Below are 18991 nucleotides of genomic sequence, written 5' to 3' on the forward strand. Positions count from 1 at the left end.
TACAATTCAGAGGGAAAAACGTCCTCTGAATTAAGTCTCATTTTATTTTATGGTCTACCTACAAGTGTTCCTTTACCTACAGCATAAATATCATCAACAACCATTTGGAAGCTAACATCTCTTCCTTCAGTTTTTGCTCTTGCTTCTAATAATTGTCTATTGAAATCTTTGATCTCCTTTGACATAGGAATATTACCAAACTCCAAGTATCTAACGGCTCCATTGTTATCTCTAGCCGGAAGAATTTTTCCTGCATTATATTTACTTGGGGCAAAAGGAATATCCATCACTCCTGTTTCAAAAGCTTTTACGGCTCCTACTGCAAGATCTCCCTTACCTAATTCAAATACTTTATCTAAAATACATTTTGTTTCTGCTTTAATAAGTTTCATTTCTAATTCAAGTTCTTTGGACATCGGCAGTCTTTGACCTTTTAATAGGTTTAATGTTTGTTTTGTTGCCTTGATTCCTTGTGCATTCGCCTCCATTGTAGGAATTCCAATAGCTTCATGTGGAGTTTTAACAATTACCTTTGTTGCTCCAGCTAATGCTGCTGTAGCAGCTCCCCATGAAATCACACCAAATGCCTTTGACTCATCAGCGGGGAAACCACCCATCCATTGATGGAATACAGTTGTAAGTTCTACATGATAACCATAGGTCTTGAAGTATTCCGATGCCTGTTCTACTAAAGCTCTGATTGCTGCAACGTCCTGTACTAAGTTCCCACATTGTCCATATCCTAATGTAAGGTTTTTAACACCCTGTTCTGCAGCAAGAAGTCCTTCAATGATAGCTACTACATTGGACATACTAGGAGGTACAAGGGTTCCTGTTAGAGGTCCAAAAGGCTCTCTATTAATTTCAATACCCATTTCTTCATACATCCCTGTCAATCTGTCACAATATTGCCAGTCCAAAATTGTTTTTTCTAAGCTAACACTTTTTGCATAAGGGATATTGTAGGAGATTCCACCACCCTCGTTAGAGGTCCATCCCCCTGCATGAATAATTTCTGTCAATAATCTTGCGTCAGGTGTACCGTGTCTCGCTTGAAGAGGAAGTTCTACTGCCTCTAATACTTTTCTACAATTTTCTACTCCATGGTTTACTACGGGGAACCCATTTAACATGGAACGATTTTCTTTAATACTTTCTTGAATACCAATCTCACATTCATTGTATCTATTTTGTCTTGTGTAACTATCAATGGTATTTGGTAGAAGATCTGCTCCACCTTCATTTTGAAGATATTGTAAAAGTTTAATATGTTCATCCACTAATGCAACCCCTGCTCTAGGTTGTGCTAAAGTTATATCTTCTTGATTTGCTTTTCTAAGCTTTGCTGCAAAGTTTTTATGCTCAGGAACTTTTTTCAAATATTCCACTGCCTCTTGTAAATCTACATCTTTCCCTGTTGTCCAATGGGTTAGTACTTCCTCTCTTTGCTTCGAAAATTCCGCTTCTGTCAACTTTTTATTTTTAAGTTCCATTATTTTTCCTCCCATTATACATTTATAAGGTATTTTTTTAATATTCTAATTGCTTGATTCGGATATTTTACTGCCATCAAACCCATTGCTGAAAGAATATAGGTTTTATCTACTAACAGCTTTGGTTTCATTGGTTTTAAATATTTAGGGTTTTCTTCACTGTATAAGCCAGCCTTTAATATTTTTCCTGGATTTTCACTGTAAATCAATACCCCTCCGGTACCTATTACATATTTGGCATTAGATAAATCCTTGCCATTTAGAGAATACACCTTCCCCATCGGTGTATAAACATCTTCCAAAACACCTACATGTCGTTCCATCGCTACTTCTGTAGCTGCCATACTCATTGCCTCATCAAATTCTATCTCTTCAGGAGTTTTAGGAATTTCATTGACATGCTGCGCAAGATAGTTACATCTTTCCTGAACATTATAGGTCAAATTAGGAGCAAATTTTTTGATTTTTCTTGTTGCCACTGTTTGCCAAAGAGATTCAGCACTTACTCGCATCCCAAGATCCCCTTCTACGGTTCTCTTTGCATAGGGTTCCTGCAAACCGGTTTTCATAATACCAGGTTTTGTTGGTTCTCCCTCTGCTATAGAGTGAATATCTGTTGTTGCTCCTCCAATATCCACAATAATTAAATCCCCAATACCCTCTTCTTCATCGGTTCCATTAGCTAAAATCTTTGCTGCGTTTAAGACCGCTGCCGGGGTTGGCATAAGAATACCATTGATAAAGGATTCTACACCCTTCATTCCTTTAGCCTCTATAATCTTTTTCATAAAGACGTCTCGAATAGCTTCTCTCGCAGGTTCAACATTTAATACATTGAGTTTTGGCATGACATTATCTGTTATTTCATAATCAATGCCCTGTTGCATAAAGATTTCTTCAATCTCATCATTAGCTTTTTTATTCCCTGCAACCACTACTGGCACATCTTTTATATTCATCGCAATCATTTTTGCATTATGTAGGATGCAATCTTTATTGCCACCATCTGTTCCACCGGCTAATAAGATGATATCAGGCTTCTTTTGAATCATATCTCTAATCTCTCTGAGGGTCAGTTCATGACTATATACCTCTAATATCCTAGAACCTGCCCCTAAAGCAGCTCTTTTTGCTGCCTCAGCTGTAAGGTCCGGTACCAACCCAACAGCGATCATTTTTAATCCTCCTGCCGCACTGCTGCATGCCAGCATTTCATTAAATTGGATATCTTTACCTTTGCACTTGTCCTTCATAATACCGTATGCATTTTGAAAACCAACCATAATATCACTTTGCACGGTTGTCAGTGCCTTTGCATTGGCGATGATCTCCTCATTTTCCATGTCAACAGCAGTAAGCTTTGTATATGTACTACCAAAGTCAATCAGTAATAGAGCATTCATATTATCACCCTTAGATTAAATAGATTTTAAATCTTCTTTTAAATCTTTTATTCCTACTTCTGGTGAGGTTCCTGGAGCATAGACACGATTGAAGCCCATATTTTCAAATCTCTTTTGTACTGGTGTCCACTCCTGCTTTCCAACTACAAGATTTCCTCCAGCATATAATAGTATATCCTTTAACCCTGCTTCTTCACATTTTTCTCTTAATCCTCTACAATCAATTTCTCCATGACCATAAAGTGATGATACCAAAATGGCACATGCATTGGTTTCAATTGCTGCATTGATAAAATCCTCTTGGGAGCTAAGTACTCCTATATTGATTACTTCAAATCCTGCTTCTGTAAAGGCATAGTCAAGCACCTTATTTCCAACTGCGTGACAATCTGCTCCTATAACACCTAGTACAATATTATTTTTCATAGTATTTTCTCCCCTTATAAATAACTTTTTATTTCCATAATCCTAGATAGGATTGCTTTAACTGAACCTTGGTCAAGAACATAATCAAATTGTATAACGTCTTTTCCCTTACCAACTAACCGCCTGATCTCTTCTCCCCTTCCAGGAGAAACGATAATTACGTCAGATCCCTCAATTACCCTAAGTACTTCTTTTTCGTCTTTACTGGTGGTGGCATTCATCGCAAGATTTTCTAAACCCGCTGATTTTAATGCATATTGAACCTTAAAATAAAATTCCTTTGAAAGACTTATTTGTCCAAACTTTGTTCCTTTAGAATATTTTGCAATTTTTACAATGGTTTCTAGGTTAGGGTTGCTGGCAATACCAAACACTTCTTTTTTCAAATCTACAATCAAGCCCTTTATTTCATTTACATGATTAAAGGCAGTAATAATAATTTGGGTTTTATTAATGGTTTCTTCAACAACTTCGCTTCTATTTTGAAGTTGAGATACCGTCATAGGTAATACATTAAGATGCGTAACTCGGCTTAATTCATCAGCAAAATATCTTGCCTGCTCTATGTTACACTCTACAAATACAGCATTAATATTTTTTATTAAAAGTTCTTTCTCTCTTACCCTTTCTTGTACAAGGGCAATAAACTCTTTTGTGTTTAAGCCCATCTCTATAGCTTCTTCTAACGCTATATCAATAAATCTAACCACTTTATTTTTTGTTGTATGTTGTTTCCATGTATTGCCTTCTTCTGCAACAAAGGTTCCTCTACCTTGATAAGATATAAGTACACCTTCTTGTTCCAATAGGTTATAAGCAGCTGAGATGGTATTTCTACTTACTTTTAGTTTTTGAGATAATTCTCTTTCTGTCGGTAGCTTCTCACCTATTTTTAATCTGCCATTTTTTATATCGTCTATAATATGATTTTTTACTTGTGTATAAATTGGCACACCACTTTTTCTTTCGATTTTCATTTCCTGACCACCACCTCTTTCCGACATTCATCTAATTGCTCATTGGATTAGTCCAATTAATTTCATATTCTAACACGCTTTTGAAAATTTGTTTATGTTCATATTCTGCCATATATCTTGATTTTCAATATTGAAAACGGTTTCAGATTGATCTTGCCTATGGTTTCTTAATTTTTCTGCCATTTAAGCGGTTTTTCTCTTGTTTTCAATAAATGAATCCTTGTAATTTCAATCTTTCATCCTGTGCTTTTTCTGTTATTTGCAAGTGATTTTATAAAAATGTCCAGAATCAATAGGTCCAATTTAGAAAAATTGGACCTATTGATTCTGCTTCTGTTTTTTTGTTGGCGAGAATTATAAAAAATTTATAACTTCTATCCATTGGTGTTACCCTTATGTTAGTTCTATACCTATAGGCTTTAATGGACTTATGGTAAATTTTCCTAATATTTTCCTTCTATTAGAATGAATGTGCTTTTTATCACTCTCTCATTTTTTTGAATTCCCGACCTATTTCTTGCGAAAATAAATTAAATTTTGTAACGAAAATTTTTTTCAAAAAAAGCAAAAGATCAGGTTGAAACATCCATCTACGAACTCAATGTACGCCATAGTACAGGTTTTATATTCTTAGCCTTACATGGATATCTAACTACCTAAGTAAAGTAGCTCCTGTAGGCTTCTGAACAATAATATATTTGTCAGGGTCGATTCCAATACCTTCCGCTATCATTAAATGGTGAAAATGCATGGCAATACTTTTAGAATGAACAATCAACTTGCCTTCTTCATCCATGTAGGTGAAGCCCACGTCTGGTTCCAAAACAAGATGGGGTTGTCTTCCAACATAAAAGTCATCTTCAATAACATAAGGTAAACTTTTCATTAAAGGTTTTGTATCTTCCCCTTTTACTCTTTGTGTTTTAAAGTATACATTTGGGGTTTCTGGATGGATTTCTATGGCATCCTCCTCCATAGCTGCAGGTGCACTCATATAAGGGAATAAAAAAGAACCCTATTTTAAAATTTATTGATAGGATTCTTTTACTTGTTATGGAATTTTCTTAAAATCAAGTGGGAATTTTGTTGATTCCCTATATAATTTGGTTACATTAATCTACTGTTCAAAATTCGATCAATTATTTTACATGTTTTCTACAAATTGTATCCTAACACCATCGGGGTCCTTTACACAGAAAAACTTAACATGGGAATTAGATTGATCAGACACGTTTGAAAGCTACCTGATCCTTCCACACCAATAAAAGCCATCATGATAGGGCAGATTTATGTCCATTAATACAAATAAAGTCATCAGGTCGTAGGGCTGTACAACCCCATTTTTGCAGTTTTTCTTTGTTTAAGGAACTGCTATTCTAGTAATGCCTTAACTTTTTTAAGCTCTTTACGGATAGGAATACCTTGTGGGCAATGCCCTTCGCACTTTCCACAGGCTACACATTTAGATGCCTGCTCTTCTTGTTTAAATATGAAATTATATAAGAACTTGTATCGTGCCTTTGCATTTTCAAATACGTGATAATCATTATAGGTGGTAAAGTTTTTAGGGATATCTACGCCTATAGGACAAGGCATACAGTAGCCACAGCCTGTACAATGAACTTTGATTCTCTCTTTAAAAAACATCTTTACTTCTTCAATGATACCTAGTTCCTTTTCTGTTAATGAATTGGCATCGGCTTCCTTTGTCACCTTTATATTTTCTGTTACATGATCCATGATGGTCATGCCGCTTAGTACCACTGACACCTCTGGATGATTCCATACCCATCTTAATCCCCATTCCGCCGGTGTTCTTTTTATCTCTGCTTGGTTAAAAATATTTTTTACTGTTTCCGGAAGATTATTGACGATGTTTCCTCCCCTGAGGGGTTCCATAATTGCAATTCCTAAGTCTTTCTTAGAAGCATATTCTAAGCCTTCTTTTCCAGCTTGGAAATTTTCATCTAAATAATTATACTGGATCTGACAAAAGCTCCAATCATAATAGTCTACAATTTCCTTAAAGAGTTCAATATGATCATGAAATGAAAAACCTGCGTGTTTAATTCTTCCATCCTTAATGGCTGCATCTAAAAATTCACTGATGCCGGCTTCCTTCAAGGTATACCAAGTAGATGTATTGAGGGTATGTACTAAATAAAAGTCTATGGTATCCGTCTGAAGTCGCTCTAATTGTTGATTTAGATATTTATCCATATCTTCTCTTGTTTTTATTAACCAACTGGGAAGCTTAGTAGCCAGCTTTACCTTCTCTCTGTAACCATTCTTCAAGGCCTTACCTACAAAGGGTTCACTTTCTCCCCCCTTATCCATGCCTGAACCATGATAGGGATAAGCAGTATCTATATAATTTACCCCTTCATCAATTGCATGACGAATCATCTTTGTTGCTTTCTCCTCATGGATTTTGGTGGAATCTCCATCTATAATAGGAAATCTCATACATCCAAAGCCTAACACTGAAACCATTTCCTCTGTCTTGCCAAACCTTCTATATAACAAGCTTATTCCTCCTTTAAATGAAAAATATTATACAGCCAGTTTCCTCCTGTTTTGCAAAAGGCAACTGGCTGCGTTTAGGTTATAAATTGTTGTAAAATTTTATCCCTTCATATATCTTCAGCCCTTTTGTTCATTAGTTTAACATATTTAGAAGATGAAAAAAAGTAAATGAAAATTAATTATAGATGGTTCCTCTATAATATCTACTCTCCCAATTCCACCAGTCTACTTCTCCCACCACTGGAAATCTAATCTCCTCAACCTCCTTTAAGGATAATAATTCCTTCGTGGGGCCAGTGACTACTACACCATAAATTTTTACCCCATTTTTCGTTACATAATCTAATCGTTCCTGTAACATAAGGTGATTCCTATTTCCTCTGTAAGCTTTTTGGGCCCAAGCTTCATTTTCAACTAAAAATTCTAATCCTCTGATGAATGCCGTAGTTTTTTTATCTTCATCCCCATAGACTTTCATTGAATGATTCCCTGGACTTTCTGGTTCGTAAACCAACGAATGAGCAAAATGAGGGAAACCCAGTAGTCCACCGGTTACACTTATAAATTCTCCTCTTCCCAAGTCGGTCTCTACTCCTGTATCAACAGCAAACCAAAGTAAATCCAAATCATATTCTCCAAAAATATTATAGGCTTCTTCAAGAGAGTAGCTTTTATCAAAGGAAACTGCTAGCTCTGATACTGTTCCCTCCGGCAGGATTTCTAAAGTATTCCAAGCAGCAATTTCTCTTCCTTCATCAAAAATTTCTTCTGAAATCTCAGGATAAACAAAATACAACTTCACATCTAAAGAACCATCAGACCAGTCTCTTTCTACATTCATCCAATTAAAAAACATATTACTTTTCAATCTACCAATAGATTGTTCCTCACGACCTACTCGTTTTCTCAACTCAACATTACTCTCCATTCTGAAAAAACTTTTTATATTGCTACCCCCACTTCCTGGGGTAACATTGGGCATGGTTAGTTCCGTTACCATGTTAGCAGTTTGAATCATTCTTTCGGCACGACTATTTCTCCCTCCTAATCCAAAGAATATGCCTGATAAAAGTCCACTGATCAATGTTATCACCACTACTGTAGAGATCGCAGAGGCAGTGGTTGAAAATCTATTTTTCCATTTTGCCGTCTTGAGAATTTTAATTTGCTTTTCTTCTCTTATTATTTCTTCTCTATCATTGGTATTAGCTGTGTTTTTTTCTAGTTCATTATCTAATTTATTGTTGCATTGCTTACAGGAATTTATATGGTTTTCTATTTCCTTTTCCTTTTCCATATCCAAAGAACCCTCTAGGTATTCTTGCCAGTTTTTTTCTACATCTGAACATTTCATTTTCTATCTCCTCCCTCCATTAATATCTTCACCTTAATTATAACAAATTCTGTCCTAAAAATATTATCTAACCTATAGAAAAAGTGGTGGAAATTACTCCACCACATGCTATACTTCTATAGATCTCCCTCTACTCATACTATTTAAACACCTTTGCTGATTTTATCTTACTATTGTAATCAGGCTTGTTTATGAAGATTCCTCAAAATATGAATTAAAAACGAATGGATGGAGGTAGATAATGAAAGAAATTACCGGATTTTGTCAAGGATAGACTTGTACTCTCTCTCTATGAAGTTGAAAATCTTCATAGTCTAAAATAATTCTGCAAGAGGAATTTCTCTTGAATAGCTAGCAAACATAGGCATCATTCGTCTTCTACCCTTATGTGTAGCTTAAGCTTTTTTAGTTGATTTAGCACTTCATAGTATTCTTTATCTAACGCTGCAATGTCATCTTTTTTTGATGGCATTGATAGTCTTCCAGTGACTTCAGTAAGGCGATTTTGCAGTACAAGTATCTCTTTTTCAATTTCCTCCTTAGCATTATTCGGGCATTTATTTTTACTTGTTAAATATTCTTGGTAATTTCCCTGAAACATCTTTATTTCATGGTTTTCTATTGTCATAATATGATCTGCAACGGAAGTTACAAAGCTTCTATCATGGGAAACTAATAGTAAAGTTCTGTCATATTCTTTAAGGGCTTCCTCTATTACTTCAAGAGAGCTTATATCCATATAATTGGTGGGCTCGTCTAGTACAAGAAGATTGATATCCTGTAATAGTATTTTAGCAAAAGAGACCTTAACTCGTTCTCCTCCACTTAGTATATTTACTTTTTTATAAATATCCTCTCTTTTAAACAACAGCCTTGCTAATAATATTCTCCCATAGGTCTCATCATACATGCTACTTTCCATGACATTTTCTATTATGCTACACTTCTCTTTTAAAATACTCATGTCCTGGCTAAAATATCCTATTTTTGCTCCTTGGGCAATTTTTATAGCATCATCCTTCTCCATAATCATCTTAATTAAGGTGCTTTTCCCACATCCGTTGGACCCAATTAATGCGATCTTAGCACCATTATAAATGATGAAGTTTGCCTGCCTAAATACAATTTTTTCTTCAAATGCTTTATTAATATTTTCTCCTTGTATGATTATTTTACTATGCACCTTACTAGAATCTGTAACCTCTAATTTAATTTTTTCTTGTTTTTTAGGCTTTTCTTTAACTTCTAGATGCTCTATTCGTGCCTCTATGTTTTTTACTGCTCTATCAAGATTTGCCTTTGCCTTTTGATTTCCCATCTTATGAAGCCTAGCTTCAGAGTTACCCATTCTTTTAGGTGCATTTCTTGTTCCCTTTATTTTATGCTTTGTACCTTCAATGACTTCCTCTAGTCTCTTCTTTTTCTTTGTATATTGCTGATATTCAAATTCCTTTCTTTCTCTCTCTTCAGCCTTTTGAACACTATATTCACTATAGTTGCCATGATATATTTTTATCTTACCATTTTCTATTTCTAATATTTTATTGCATAGTTTATCTAAAAAACTTCTGTCATGGGATATCATCAACAGAGCACCTTTGTATTCTTCAAATCTGCTTTCCATTAATTCAATGCCTTCCATATCTACATTACTGGTGGGCTCATCTGCAAATATCATTGGAGTATCCTTCTCTAAGCCCTGCGCAACCTTAAATCTGGTCTTCTCCCCTCCACTCATCCTTGCATCCCAGGTATTTGAAATTCCAAACTTCGAAGCCATTTCACTACTGATATTTTTATTTTCAGGCTCTCCCAATTGTGATATATATGCCAATTTTCTATATAGCTTAACCCATCCTTCATCAGGTTCTAATCTCTGACTCATCATATTCATGAAAGTGGTTTTCCCCACTCCATTGACTCCCACAATTCCAATTCTGTCTTCGGAATAGATTTTTAGATTTTCTATCTCTACTATCAATCTATCTCTAAAATATTTCTTAATATTACTACACTCCATTAATAACATAAAAAAACCCCTCCTTGTAACCTGGAGAGGATAGTATCCTAATTATAGTATCGTCCTAATATGCTTTTGCAAATCAAAGAAATGTGCAATAAAAATCCTACACACATGTTAAGATTTGAATGAAACATTCGGATTTAAAACATACTACATCAGCAAGCTATCAACAGTTACAAAAATACTATCCACCCACAAGCTCAAATAAAATGCACGACAATAAAACCCCTACTTAGGACCTTATTGATATTTTCATTTTACACAAATGCTTAAAGTGAATTATATCTTCATTTCTGCAAATACCTTGCCCTTTCTTTAAATAGTAAATGTCATCTTTCAATGTTATTATACAAATTATTCATTTTGCTGTCAACCTATGTTTCCTGCCCTCTACTAAGAGTAAATCTTAGTATTTCACTCCCATCTAAGTTGTCATTCACATGAAAAAAGTTCAAATAGCTTTTTAATATGCTCTTGAGAGATACCCGCTCTCTTGTCTTTAACCCTTTTTCAATGCAAAATTTTGAGACAATGATTCAATTCATTGTCCCATTTGCTAATTACTATTTTATAACGATTTGTATATAGACTTTACAATTCTCCTGCTCACAGTTATGATAGCATTTTATCTCCGAAACCCTTCCCAAAATTAATACATTCCTGTAGCTCTTCTTCATTGGGCATATATTTGAATTTAATACTATCTTGAATAATTTTAACTCTAGCTTTTTTTAGATATTCATCTAATACTTTTGGTGATTCTCCGCTCCATCCATAGCTTCCAAAGGATGCTCCGACTTTATCTATGAATTTAAGTCCTTGCATTTCCTCTAATACAGGAGTCAACGAGCTAAGTATTCCATTGTTCACTGTAGAAGAACCACATATAATCCCTTTCGCCTTAAATATTTCAGTCAATACATCATTTTTATCTGCAGTGGCAACATTATAGATTTTATAACTTATATCTACTTCATCTAAGCCCTGACCTATATGCTCAGCCATCTTTTTTGTGGCTCCCCACATAGAATTGTAAAATATAACTACGCTATTGTCTGACTTGCCACTTGCCCATTCATAATACTTTTCAACTATTCTCATTGGATCTTCTCTCCATATTATGCCATGACTTGGTGCAATCATATCTATAGGTAAATTAAAGGTTTTTAATTCATCTATTTTCTTAACAACTAGCTTACTAAAAGGTGTTAAGATGTTGGCATAATATTTTAAAGCCTCTTGATACACTTCTGTTTCATCAACCTCGTCATTAAATACATCAGAAGAAGCAAAGTGCTGCCCAAAGGCATCATTAGAAAATAATATATTTTTTCCTGTTAAATAGGTAAACATACTATCTGGCCAATGCAGCATAGGTGCTTCAACAAATATCATATTATTTTCACCAATATTAATTTTATCGCCGGTTTTTACGACTTGAATGTTCCATTCTTTATGATAGTGTCTCTTAATACTTTCCTCCCCACTTTTAGATGAGATAATGGTTACATTAGGACAATATTCCATAATCGTAGGTAATGCTCCAGAATGGTCAGGTTCTGCATGATTAATTACCACATAGTCAATCTTGGCTATATCAATCACTTCTTTTAGCCTCTCTAAAAATATTTCAGTAAGTGGTTCCCATACTGTGTCTATGAGAACATTTTTTTCATCTTTAATCAAATATGCATTATATGTTGATCCTCTATGGGTTGATAATTCATAGCCATGGAAATATCTAACTTCCCAATCATTAGCTCCAACCCAATATACATCTTCTTTCAATTTTTTCATATATGTGTTCCTCCCACTTCTTCTATGTTATATAGTTATTATTTGCTTTAAATACTATATTATCCATATAAAAGTTAAGTACATGGGAAACCGCCATTATTTACGATCATGCTCTCCATATCGTTTTAACAACGGTTTTTCATCTTAAATTGCACCGTAAGAAAACATCATTTTAGTTCCCTTCACTACACTGCCTTTCCATCACTCTCATTTCCTTTTTCAGCATTACTGCTGTGAATATTGTGGCTAGGAAATCTGCTAATGGAAACGTAAGCCAGATTCCTAATAATCCTAATCCATAAATTCTTGGCAGAATGAGAACAAGAGGAATAAAAAAGAGTACTTGTCTGGAAAGAGTTAATATTAATGATGGTATAGCTTTACCAATGGATTGAAATAAAGCTGCACCTATAATTTGCACACCTATAATAGGTACCATAGAGATAACGATTCGCAAAGCAAAAACACCATTTTCGATTAGTTCTGGATTCTTATCAAACATCCCTATAATAAAGTTTGGAAAAAGCTCTCCAAATAAAGTACTCACCAATGCAAATATCGTTGTAGCAATAATGGATAATTTCACCGCTTCTTTTACCCGGCTAATTTTCTTGGCACCATAATTATACCCTACAATTGGCTGCATTCCTTGGACAATGCCAAACAGCGGCATAAATAAGAACATGATTACCCTCTGGACAACACCATATACAGATAAAGCCAATTCTCCACCATAAAAAGTAAGGGAATTATTCAATATTATTGCCATAGCACTGCCTGCCACCTGTCTGGCGAAGGAAGAAAAGCCAATGGTCATAGTTTCATAGATAATTTTCCAATCTGGTTTTAAATGATGCAGTTTTACTTTTAACGTACTCTGTTTTCCGTACATATAGGACAATACATATATTACTGAAACCAGCTGTGACAAAATCGTAGCTAAAGCGGCACCACGAATTCCCATGTTCATAGGGAAAATAAATAGATAATCTAAAAATATATTTGTAACGGCACCAATCATCATCGAAAACATAGCAGCCTTTGCATTTCCTTCTGCACGGATTAAATTATTACCAGAAACTGCAAAGGGAAAATAAATGCTTCCGATTAAAATTACCTGTAAATATTCTTTAGCATAGGGCAGCAGTATATCCGTAGCACCAAAAATTCTTAACAAAGGGTCTATAAAGATCGAGCCCAGAACACATATAAGTATTCCTAGAACAGCAACTGATAAAAAGGAATTTCCTGCCACATGATTAGCCCTCTCGCTATTTTTGGCACCCAAACTCCGTGAAATAACCGAGGCTGCTCCAATGCCTACCATCTGTGCAACTGCCATAATTATCATTTGAACAGGAAACGCAATGGTTAACCCTCCTATGGCTAGGTATCCAATACCTCTCCCGATAAAAATTGTATCTACAATATTATACAATGCATTCACAAGCATTCCCACCGTAGCTGGCAAGGACAAATCCATCAATAGTTTAATCATTTTCTGATTCTCAAGTCTATGGTTTCTTTCCATTGTATTTCACCTCTTTCTATAATTGAAGCTGATCTTCTGAGTCTTCTTTGGCAAAAAGCATCGTGCTGTTAACCATTTTTTCAAGAATCATATAAAGACTCTCTCTCTCTTCTTGATTTAAATCTCCTACTAAAATATTCGTCCATGAAATCAATGTACGATATAATATAGGCTCTATCTCCCTAGCCTTATCGGTAATGAAAACGTTGTAGGCTCTTCGGTCTTCAGTATTTCTTTTTCGGATGACATATCCTGCCTTCTCCAGCTTATCTATTGCCCTTGCTGTAGTTCCCTTATCCATCTTCAGCTGATTTGACAGCTCTTCCTGATTAATTCCATCACGTTCATATAAAATCGTTAGAAACATATATTGTCCTCCACCTATATTGTAGGGTTTCATTTGATTTGCAATATAGGATTGTGCTTGACGATAAAGAATCGATATATATTTCCCCACGGATTTATGATTTGTATGCACTTTATCCCCTCCATATAAATAGTTGCACAAGCAACTATTTATAGTATAAACCAAACCTAGTTGCTTTCGCAACTATTTTTCTCCTAAAAATTTCAATGCTCCTAAAGACTGCATATGATTTCAATATTGAACTTTCTATTTTCTTAAGAACAAGCTTACTTCGCAGGAGACCCTTCACTTTGTTCAGAAGGGGTTGAAATTTAGACCAGTTCATTTTATGAGGTTGTTTTTAAAAAAAGGATGATTTTCCCTTTAGGAAAACCATCCTTTTTTTAAAATTCTACCTTCTCCTATTTTTCTCCTTGATAAACTTTCGTGCATTTTTGATTCCGCCCACTTCTTTGAACATAGAAGTAATCTTTTCTGTTTCAATCTGTTTAGAATTTAAGCCCTCATATTTAGCTTCTTTTTTTAATTTTAAATAATTTGCAAGCCTATCCTCAGACAACAAACCCTCCTCTATGGCCTTTTGTACTGCACAGCTGGGCTCACTAGAATGAGTACAATCATTAAATTTACATTTTGTTGATAGTTCATCAATATCTGAAAAGGTTTTTGATAAATCAGCGCTATCAATCCCAATTTCTCTCATCCCTGGAGTATCAATAACGGCACCCTCGTTGGAAAGAATAATGATCTCTCGCCTAGTAGTAGTATGCCTGCCTTTATCATCATTTCCTATTTCTTTGGTTTCCAGCGTATTTTCTCCAATAAGCTTATTAATCAAGGTGGATTTTCCAACACCAGAGGAGCCTATAAAAGCAATGGTTTTGCCACTGCCAAGATAGTTTTTGATAGACAAATATCCGTCCACACTCATACTTGAAGTAACAAGTACATCCACCCCATAGGCAACAGCATCGAGCTCAGATAGCCTTTGGGAAAGATTATCACATAAGTCAGCTTTAGTAAGCACAACAACTGGAGTTGCTCCACTATCCCAGGCAATCCCAAGGTAGCGCTCTACTCTACGAAGATTAAAATCATTGTTAAGAGACATACAGATAAACACTGTATCAATGTTTGAAGCTACAATCTGTTCATCATTTGATGTTCCCGCGGCCCTTCTAATAAAGGCACTTTTTCTTGTCAGAACGTGATGAATAATTGCATTTCCTCCAATACCCTCATTTCGATCAAGCATAACAAAATCTCCTACTGCAGGGTAATCAGATAAAGTTTTTACATCAAAACGAAATTTTCCGGAAATCTCTGCCGTTAGCTCACCATTTTCTGTTATAACCTTGTATAGATCTTTGTACTGGGAAACTACTCGCCCAATATAAAGACCTGTATATAAAGTAGCCTCAATCATAAATCTTTCGCTGAGTCCTAAATTTTTCATATCTATTTTACTCAATTTTTTATCCTCCTCAAGTTTTAATAATCACTTCTGGGAGGTTTATACACTAAATTATTCTGTATACACCTCCCCACTTGCTACAATCTCCACCGTACTATGATTAAACATAAAATAACAACTCCTTTCCTCAAGCCATTAATAATAATTAAATTTTGATTCTTAGAATTTAATTATACCATAAATATAGATATGTGATTACTGTATAGAAGTTTAAAACCCATTTATTCAATCATACTATATCACTAATCCATCTTTGGATATATACGTATTTCCTTGCTGTCTATTCCAAGGACTCTGGCCATTATTGCTTCAAAAGAAGCTTTATACTTTAATGATTTGGTTTTGTCCTCCATATATTCATTAAAAAACATACTTTGTGGAACAGAAGTCACAGCTCTTAGCAATATATCTGTAGTTTCACAGAGAAATTCTACATTAAAAACACCTTCCTCTACCCCCTGTTCAATAATTCGAGCAAATGGATCGACGTACTTCTGAGCAATAGTTAGACCGTATTTATAAAGTGCAAAATCCGACTTCATTATAATGAGAATAAAAAATTGCTCAAAGGACTGTACAGTTTCATGCTATATGATGTTGTTGGTAGGCTTTAATTATTGTTAGCTAATAAAAATTGACAAAATAGCTAATAATATTTATAATAATAGCTAAAATAAGAAATGTGGGGTGCTAGCATGCGTATTAATACCACGGATTTGCAGAATGCTTTTGGAAAATATCTTTCCTTAGTAGAGAAGGAAGATATTATTATTACTAAAAACGGAAGAAGTGTCGCCAAACTCATCCGCTATAATGAACCTAACCATTTTCTTGTTCACGAAGAATCAAAAAAATATAAAGCGACAAAAAAAATCAGTTATGAAGAATATATGAATCTGGTTAATTCATGTGATCAAAGGTACGAACTCATCGATGGTGAGATCTATCTGTTGGCTTCTCCTAGTTTTAACCATCAAATTGTGGTAAACGAAATAGCATGGCACTTTAATAATTATTTTAGGAAAAAGCCTTGTCGATCATTAACAGCACCATTAGATGTACGGCTTTTCGGTTATGCCACTAAGTTCGAGGAAGACCCAAATGTTGTCCAACCAGATATTATCGTGATTTGTGATGAAGATAAGGTCAATGAAAATAACAAGTATGAAGGCATACCCACCCTGATTGTGGAGGTATTGTCTCCATCCACTAAAGGCAAGGATATGGTTTCGAAATTAAATCTATATATGAAAAGCGGTGTTTCTGAATACTGGATTGTAGATCTAGAAAACAGAAGCATTATTCAATACTCCTTTTCTCAAGAAAGAGATATAGATTGCTTAATAGTCCTTAAGGAAGGAGATACAGTAAAATCAACTTCTTTTGAGGTTCTGGAGATACCCTTAAAAGATATTTTCACTACAATTTAGACAAACTAGCCGCTTTTGTTAGGTCATCACCTAAAAAAGAATTTTCCATCCCTGGACCTGCTTGAAATCTACCGCTAATCGACAGACCCACAATCTCTTGATAAAACTTCAAAGAATCTTCCATGTTTTTAACCGTAATGGTACACCAACAAAATTTCATGCCCTCACTCCTCCTATTTGCTCGTCACAATTTGATTTGAATTATATTATACCTTATTTTGCACTTAATAAACCAACAGATTCAGTTTCTTTTGATGTCCTTAATAAATCCTTTATGGCATGTAAACTCATAAATAATAAAACCCCTAAAGTGGCAAGCATTATAGAAGTTTTTAAGCCTTGACAATTTATTAAAATAAACATAAACTATACATAGATTATCGATGCATAGTTTGAGGAGGTAATATTATGAAAATTGATAAGGATCTTATGAAGGGCAGTACAACCATGTTAATACTTAATCTGCTGAGCAATGGTGATATGTATGGTTATCAGATGGTAAAGGAATTAGAAAAGCGTTCTGATAATACCTTTACTTTAAAGGAAGGCACCATGTATCCAATTCTTCATTCCTTAGAAAGTGAAGGCATGGTTGAAGCCTATTGGGATGAAGGTGCTTCAAGCCGGAAGCGAAAGTATTACCATATTACCGGCAAGGGTGAAAAATTACTAAAGGAAAAGAAAAAAGAATGGGAAATTTATAGTAAGACTGTTAATAAAGTGATGGGGGGTATGTGCTTTGAATAAACATATTTCTAATTTTCTAAATAAGGTCTCTGAACAGATACAATATAAAAGTGTACTAGGGAGTATTTCTGAAGAATTGAAATCTCATATTTACGAATTAACAGATGGCTATATTGAAGATGGAATGAGTGAAGATGAGGCAATACAAAAAGCAGTAAAACAAATGGGGAATCCTGTACATATAGGAAAAGAGCTCAATAAAACCCATAGACCTAAAACTGAATGGTCCATCATATCCTTACTTGGTGCTATGGTTTTAATTGGTGGGATTGCTTTATTTTCTATTGCCAGTGATCAAGCCTCATTATTAAATCTTGATCAATTTCTAAAATCCTATTTAATTTATACATTCATAGGTATTGGCGTGTGTACAGCTTGTTATTTCTTCGATTATACGAAGCTTGAGAAATATTCGCTGTTTATTTTTATAGTCACCATTGCTTTTTTATTTATTAGTCAAAAATCTAGTGCCCATGTGTACGGCGTACCATACATAAGGATTGGAGGATTTAGCTTTAATCCTGTCTCCATAGCACTGCCATTTTATCTTATATCCTTTTCAGGACTTACAAATAAATGGGTTCCCGGAAATATAATGGATATGTTAAAAATATTAGGATTAGCATCTTTAGCTGTGCTTACATTACTGTTCCACCCTTCTTTTTCAAATGCTATGCTGCTTAGTGGTGGATTTATTATTCTTATTACAATAGCAGTTATGGGTAAAGGGTTTGTTGGAAATAGAAAGAGGATTTTAACCTCTATCTATGGGAGTGTAACTTTGGGAATACTTTTATTATTGCTACACATATTAGGACAGGGTGGTTACAAGGCAGCTAGGCTATTGGTGTTCTTAAACCCTAATTCAGATCCAAGCGGAGCAGGGTATATCAACTTTCTTTTAAATGAGATGCTATCCAGTGCTAAATTGTTTGGAAAAAGTGATAATCTCTATTTAACTATCGAAGGTGTTAACAGAATAGCGCTACCAGAAATAAATACAGATTTTGTATTTGCCTATATTGTATCTGCCTTTGGATGGATAATAGGGATGGTAACTATTATGGTCATTACCTTAGCTGTAGTCCGTATGTTTTTAGCAACAAGAAAAATTAATCATTTATATGGTAAATATTTAGCATGTTCCATAGTATCTGTATTTACATTGCAAGCATTAGGAAATATTTTAATGAATATTGGGATGGCTCCTATATTAGGATTTTCTTTACCCTTTATCTCCTATGGCGGTATTAATTTTGTTGTGAATATGGCTTTAATAGGTGTATTGTTGGGGGTATATCGCAGAAAGGATTTAGTTATAGTAAAGCAAGGACAGCTTAACACTTAATTTACAATATTTTTTAGCAGCAATTGATGAACATATTAATTTAATCATTTTCACGAAATTATGGTAATTGTGGGAGCAGACTCATATGTCTGCCC

17 protein-coding genes are annotated in these 18991 nt (G+C 34.7%); 3 read left to right on the top strand and 14 right to left on the bottom strand.

The features are described 5' to 3' along the window. Positions 1 to 47: 47 nt before the first annotated feature. The 13 genes from CHB72_RS09115 to CHB72_RS09175 all read right to left on the bottom strand — a co-directional run bounded on the left by CHB72_RS09115 (position 48) and on the right by CHB72_RS09175 (position 15913). Positions 48 to 1493, bottom strand: coding sequence for a methylaspartate mutase subunit E (locus CHB72_RS09115; protein WP_089282580.1), 1446 nt, complete (start codon positions 1491 to 1493; stop codon positions 48 to 50). Positions 1494 to 1507: 14 nt separating this feature from the next. Beyond that, on the bottom strand, positions 1508 to 2896 hold the full coding sequence (gene glmL, locus CHB72_RS09120) for a methylaspartate mutase accessory protein GlmL (RefSeq protein WP_089282581.1): 1389 nt from the start codon (positions 2894 to 2896) through the stop codon (positions 1508 to 1510). 15 nt (positions 2897 to 2911) lie between these two features. Further along, the gene (glmS, locus tag CHB72_RS09125) at positions 2912 to 3322 is read right to left on the bottom strand and encodes a methylaspartate mutase subunit S (RefSeq protein ID WP_089282582.1); all 411 of its coding nucleotides are present in this window, start codon (positions 3320 to 3322) and stop codon (positions 2912 to 2914) included. Between the two features lie 14 nt (positions 3323 to 3336). Beyond that, on the bottom strand, positions 3337 to 4299 hold the full coding sequence (locus CHB72_RS09130; RefSeq protein WP_089282583.1) for a GntR family transcriptional regulator: 963 nt from the start codon (positions 4297 to 4299) through the stop codon (positions 3337 to 3339). A 652-nt stretch (positions 4300 to 4951) separates the two neighbouring features. After that, entirely contained in the window at positions 4952 to 5275 is a 324-nt protein-coding gene (locus CHB72_RS09135; RefSeq protein WP_330397024.1) for a molybdopterin cofactor-binding domain-containing protein, read from the bottom strand. Between the two features lie 395 nt (positions 5276 to 5670). Then, positions 5671 to 6825 carry an aldo/keto reductase gene (locus CHB72_RS09140; protein WP_089282585.1) on the bottom strand — a complete coding sequence of 385 codons (1155 nt, stop codon included), beginning with the start codon at positions 6823 to 6825 and terminating at the stop codon, positions 5671 to 5673. A gap of 175 nt (positions 6826 to 7000) precedes the next feature. Continuing rightward, on the bottom strand, positions 7001 to 8179 hold the full coding sequence (locus CHB72_RS09145) for an anti-sigma factor (RefSeq protein WP_089282586.1): 1179 nt from the start codon (positions 8177 to 8179) through the stop codon (positions 7001 to 7003). A gap of 367 nt (positions 8180 to 8546) precedes the next feature. Further along, positions 8547 to 10208, bottom strand: coding sequence for a ribosomal protection-like ABC-F family protein (abc-f, locus tag CHB72_RS09150; protein ID WP_089282587.1), 1662 nt, complete (start codon positions 10206 to 10208; stop codon positions 8547 to 8549). A 606-nt stretch (positions 10209 to 10814) separates the two neighbouring features. Continuing rightward, positions 10815 to 11999 carry an oxygen-binding di-iron domain-containing protein gene (locus tag CHB72_RS09155; RefSeq protein ID WP_089282588.1) on the bottom strand — a complete coding sequence of 395 codons (1185 nt, stop codon included), beginning with the start codon at positions 11997 to 11999 and terminating at the stop codon, positions 10815 to 10817. 172 nt (positions 12000 to 12171) lie between these two features. Further along, on the bottom strand, positions 12172 to 13530 hold the full coding sequence (locus tag CHB72_RS09160; protein ID WP_089282589.1) for an MATE family efflux transporter: 1359 nt from the start codon (positions 13528 to 13530) through the stop codon (positions 12172 to 12174). Between the two features lie 16 nt (positions 13531 to 13546). Next, positions 13547 to 14008 carry a MarR family winged helix-turn-helix transcriptional regulator gene (locus CHB72_RS09165; RefSeq protein WP_089282682.1) on the bottom strand — a complete coding sequence of 154 codons (462 nt, stop codon included), beginning with the start codon at positions 14006 to 14008 and terminating at the stop codon, positions 13547 to 13549. A 280-nt stretch (positions 14009 to 14288) separates the two neighbouring features. Then, a complete protein-coding gene (gene rsgA, locus CHB72_RS09170) occupies positions 14289 to 15368 on the bottom strand; it encodes a ribosome small subunit-dependent GTPase A (protein WP_089282590.1) in 1080 nt (359 codons plus the stop codon). A 245-nt stretch (positions 15369 to 15613) separates the two neighbouring features. Further along, positions 15614 to 15913 carry a hypothetical protein gene (locus CHB72_RS09175; protein WP_089282591.1) on the bottom strand — a complete coding sequence of 100 codons (300 nt, stop codon included), beginning with the start codon at positions 15911 to 15913 and terminating at the stop codon, positions 15614 to 15616. A gap of 153 nt (positions 15914 to 16066) precedes the next feature. Between CHB72_RS09175 and CHB72_RS09180 the strand changes: the two genes are divergently transcribed. Continuing rightward, complete coding sequence (locus CHB72_RS09180) at positions 16067 to 16801, top strand: type II toxin-antitoxin system prevent-host-death family antitoxin (RefSeq protein ID WP_089282592.1); 735 nt, start codon at positions 16067 to 16069, stop codon at positions 16799 to 16801. Here the strand turns inward: CHB72_RS09180 and CHB72_RS09185 are convergent. Continuing rightward, positions 16791 to 16961, bottom strand: a complete 171-nt coding sequence (locus tag CHB72_RS09185; protein WP_330397025.1) for a VOC family protein — start codon at positions 16959 to 16961, stop codon at positions 16791 to 16793. The two genes, CHB72_RS09180 and CHB72_RS09185, sit on opposite strands and share 11 nt — an antisense overlap. A gap of 248 nt (positions 16962 to 17209) precedes the next feature. On the opposite strand from CHB72_RS09185, the gene CHB72_RS09190 reads away from it, so the two are divergent. Then, positions 17210 to 17548 carry a PadR family transcriptional regulator gene (locus CHB72_RS09190; RefSeq protein WP_089282593.1) on the top strand — a complete coding sequence of 113 codons (339 nt, stop codon included), beginning with the start codon at positions 17210 to 17212 and terminating at the stop codon, positions 17546 to 17548. Beyond that, positions 17541 to 18896, top strand: coding sequence for an FtsW/RodA/SpoVE family cell cycle protein (locus tag CHB72_RS09195; protein WP_089282594.1), 1356 nt, complete (start codon positions 17541 to 17543; stop codon positions 18894 to 18896). Before CHB72_RS09190 ends, CHB72_RS09195 begins: the two co-directional genes overlap by 8 nt. The last annotated feature ends 95 nt before the right edge of the window (positions 18897 to 18991 follow it).

The sequence above is a fragment of the Anaerovirgula multivorans genome (assembly GCF_900188145.1).
GTDB lineage: Bacteria > Bacillota > Clostridia > Peptostreptococcales > Natronincolaceae > Anaerovirgula > Anaerovirgula multivorans.

Coding starts and splice junctions, on each gene's coding strand:
- CHB72_RS09115 (WP_089282580.1), bottom strand. CDS start 1,493: ATGGAACTTAAAAATAAAAAGTTGACAGAAGCGGAATTTTCGAAGCAA.
- glmL (WP_089282581.1), bottom strand. CDS start 2,896: ATGAATGCTCTATTACTGATTGACTTTGGTAGTACATATACAAAGCTT.
- glmS (WP_089282582.1), bottom strand. CDS start 3,322: ATGAAAAATAATATTGTACTAGGTGTTATAGGAGCAGATTGTCACGCA.
- CHB72_RS09130 (WP_089282583.1), bottom strand. CDS start 4,299: ATGAAAATCGAAAGAAAAAGTGGTGTGCCAATTTATACACAAGTAAAA.
- CHB72_RS09135 (WP_330397024.1), bottom strand. CDS start 5,275: ATGGAGGAGGATGCCATAGAAATCCATCCAGAAACCCCAAATGTATAC.
- CHB72_RS09145 (WP_089282586.1), bottom strand. CDS start 8,179: ATGAAATGTTCAGATGTAGAAAAAAACTGGCAAGAATACCTAGAGGGT.
- abc-f (WP_089282587.1), bottom strand. CDS start 10,208: ATGTTATTAATGGAGTGTAGTAATATTAAGAAATATTTTAGAGATAGA.
- CHB72_RS09155 (WP_089282588.1), bottom strand. CDS start 11,999: ATGAAAAAATTGAAAGAAGATGTATATTGGGTTGGAGCTAATGATTGG.
- CHB72_RS09160 (WP_089282589.1), bottom strand. CDS start 13,530: ATGGAAAGAAACCATAGACTTGAGAATCAGAAAATGATTAAACTATTG.
- CHB72_RS09175 (WP_089282591.1), bottom strand. CDS start 15,913: ATGAAGTCGGATTTTGCACTTTATAAATACGGTCTAACTATTGCTCAG.
- CHB72_RS09180 (WP_089282592.1), top strand. CDS start 16,067: ATGCGTATTAATACCACGGATTTGCAGAATGCTTTTGGAAAATATCTT.
- CHB72_RS09185 (WP_330397025.1), bottom strand. CDS start 16,961: ATGAAATTTTGTTGGTGTACCATTACGGTTAAAAACATGGAAGATTCT.
- CHB72_RS09190 (WP_089282593.1), top strand. CDS start 17,210: ATGAAAATTGATAAGGATCTTATGAAGGGCAGTACAACCATGTTAATA.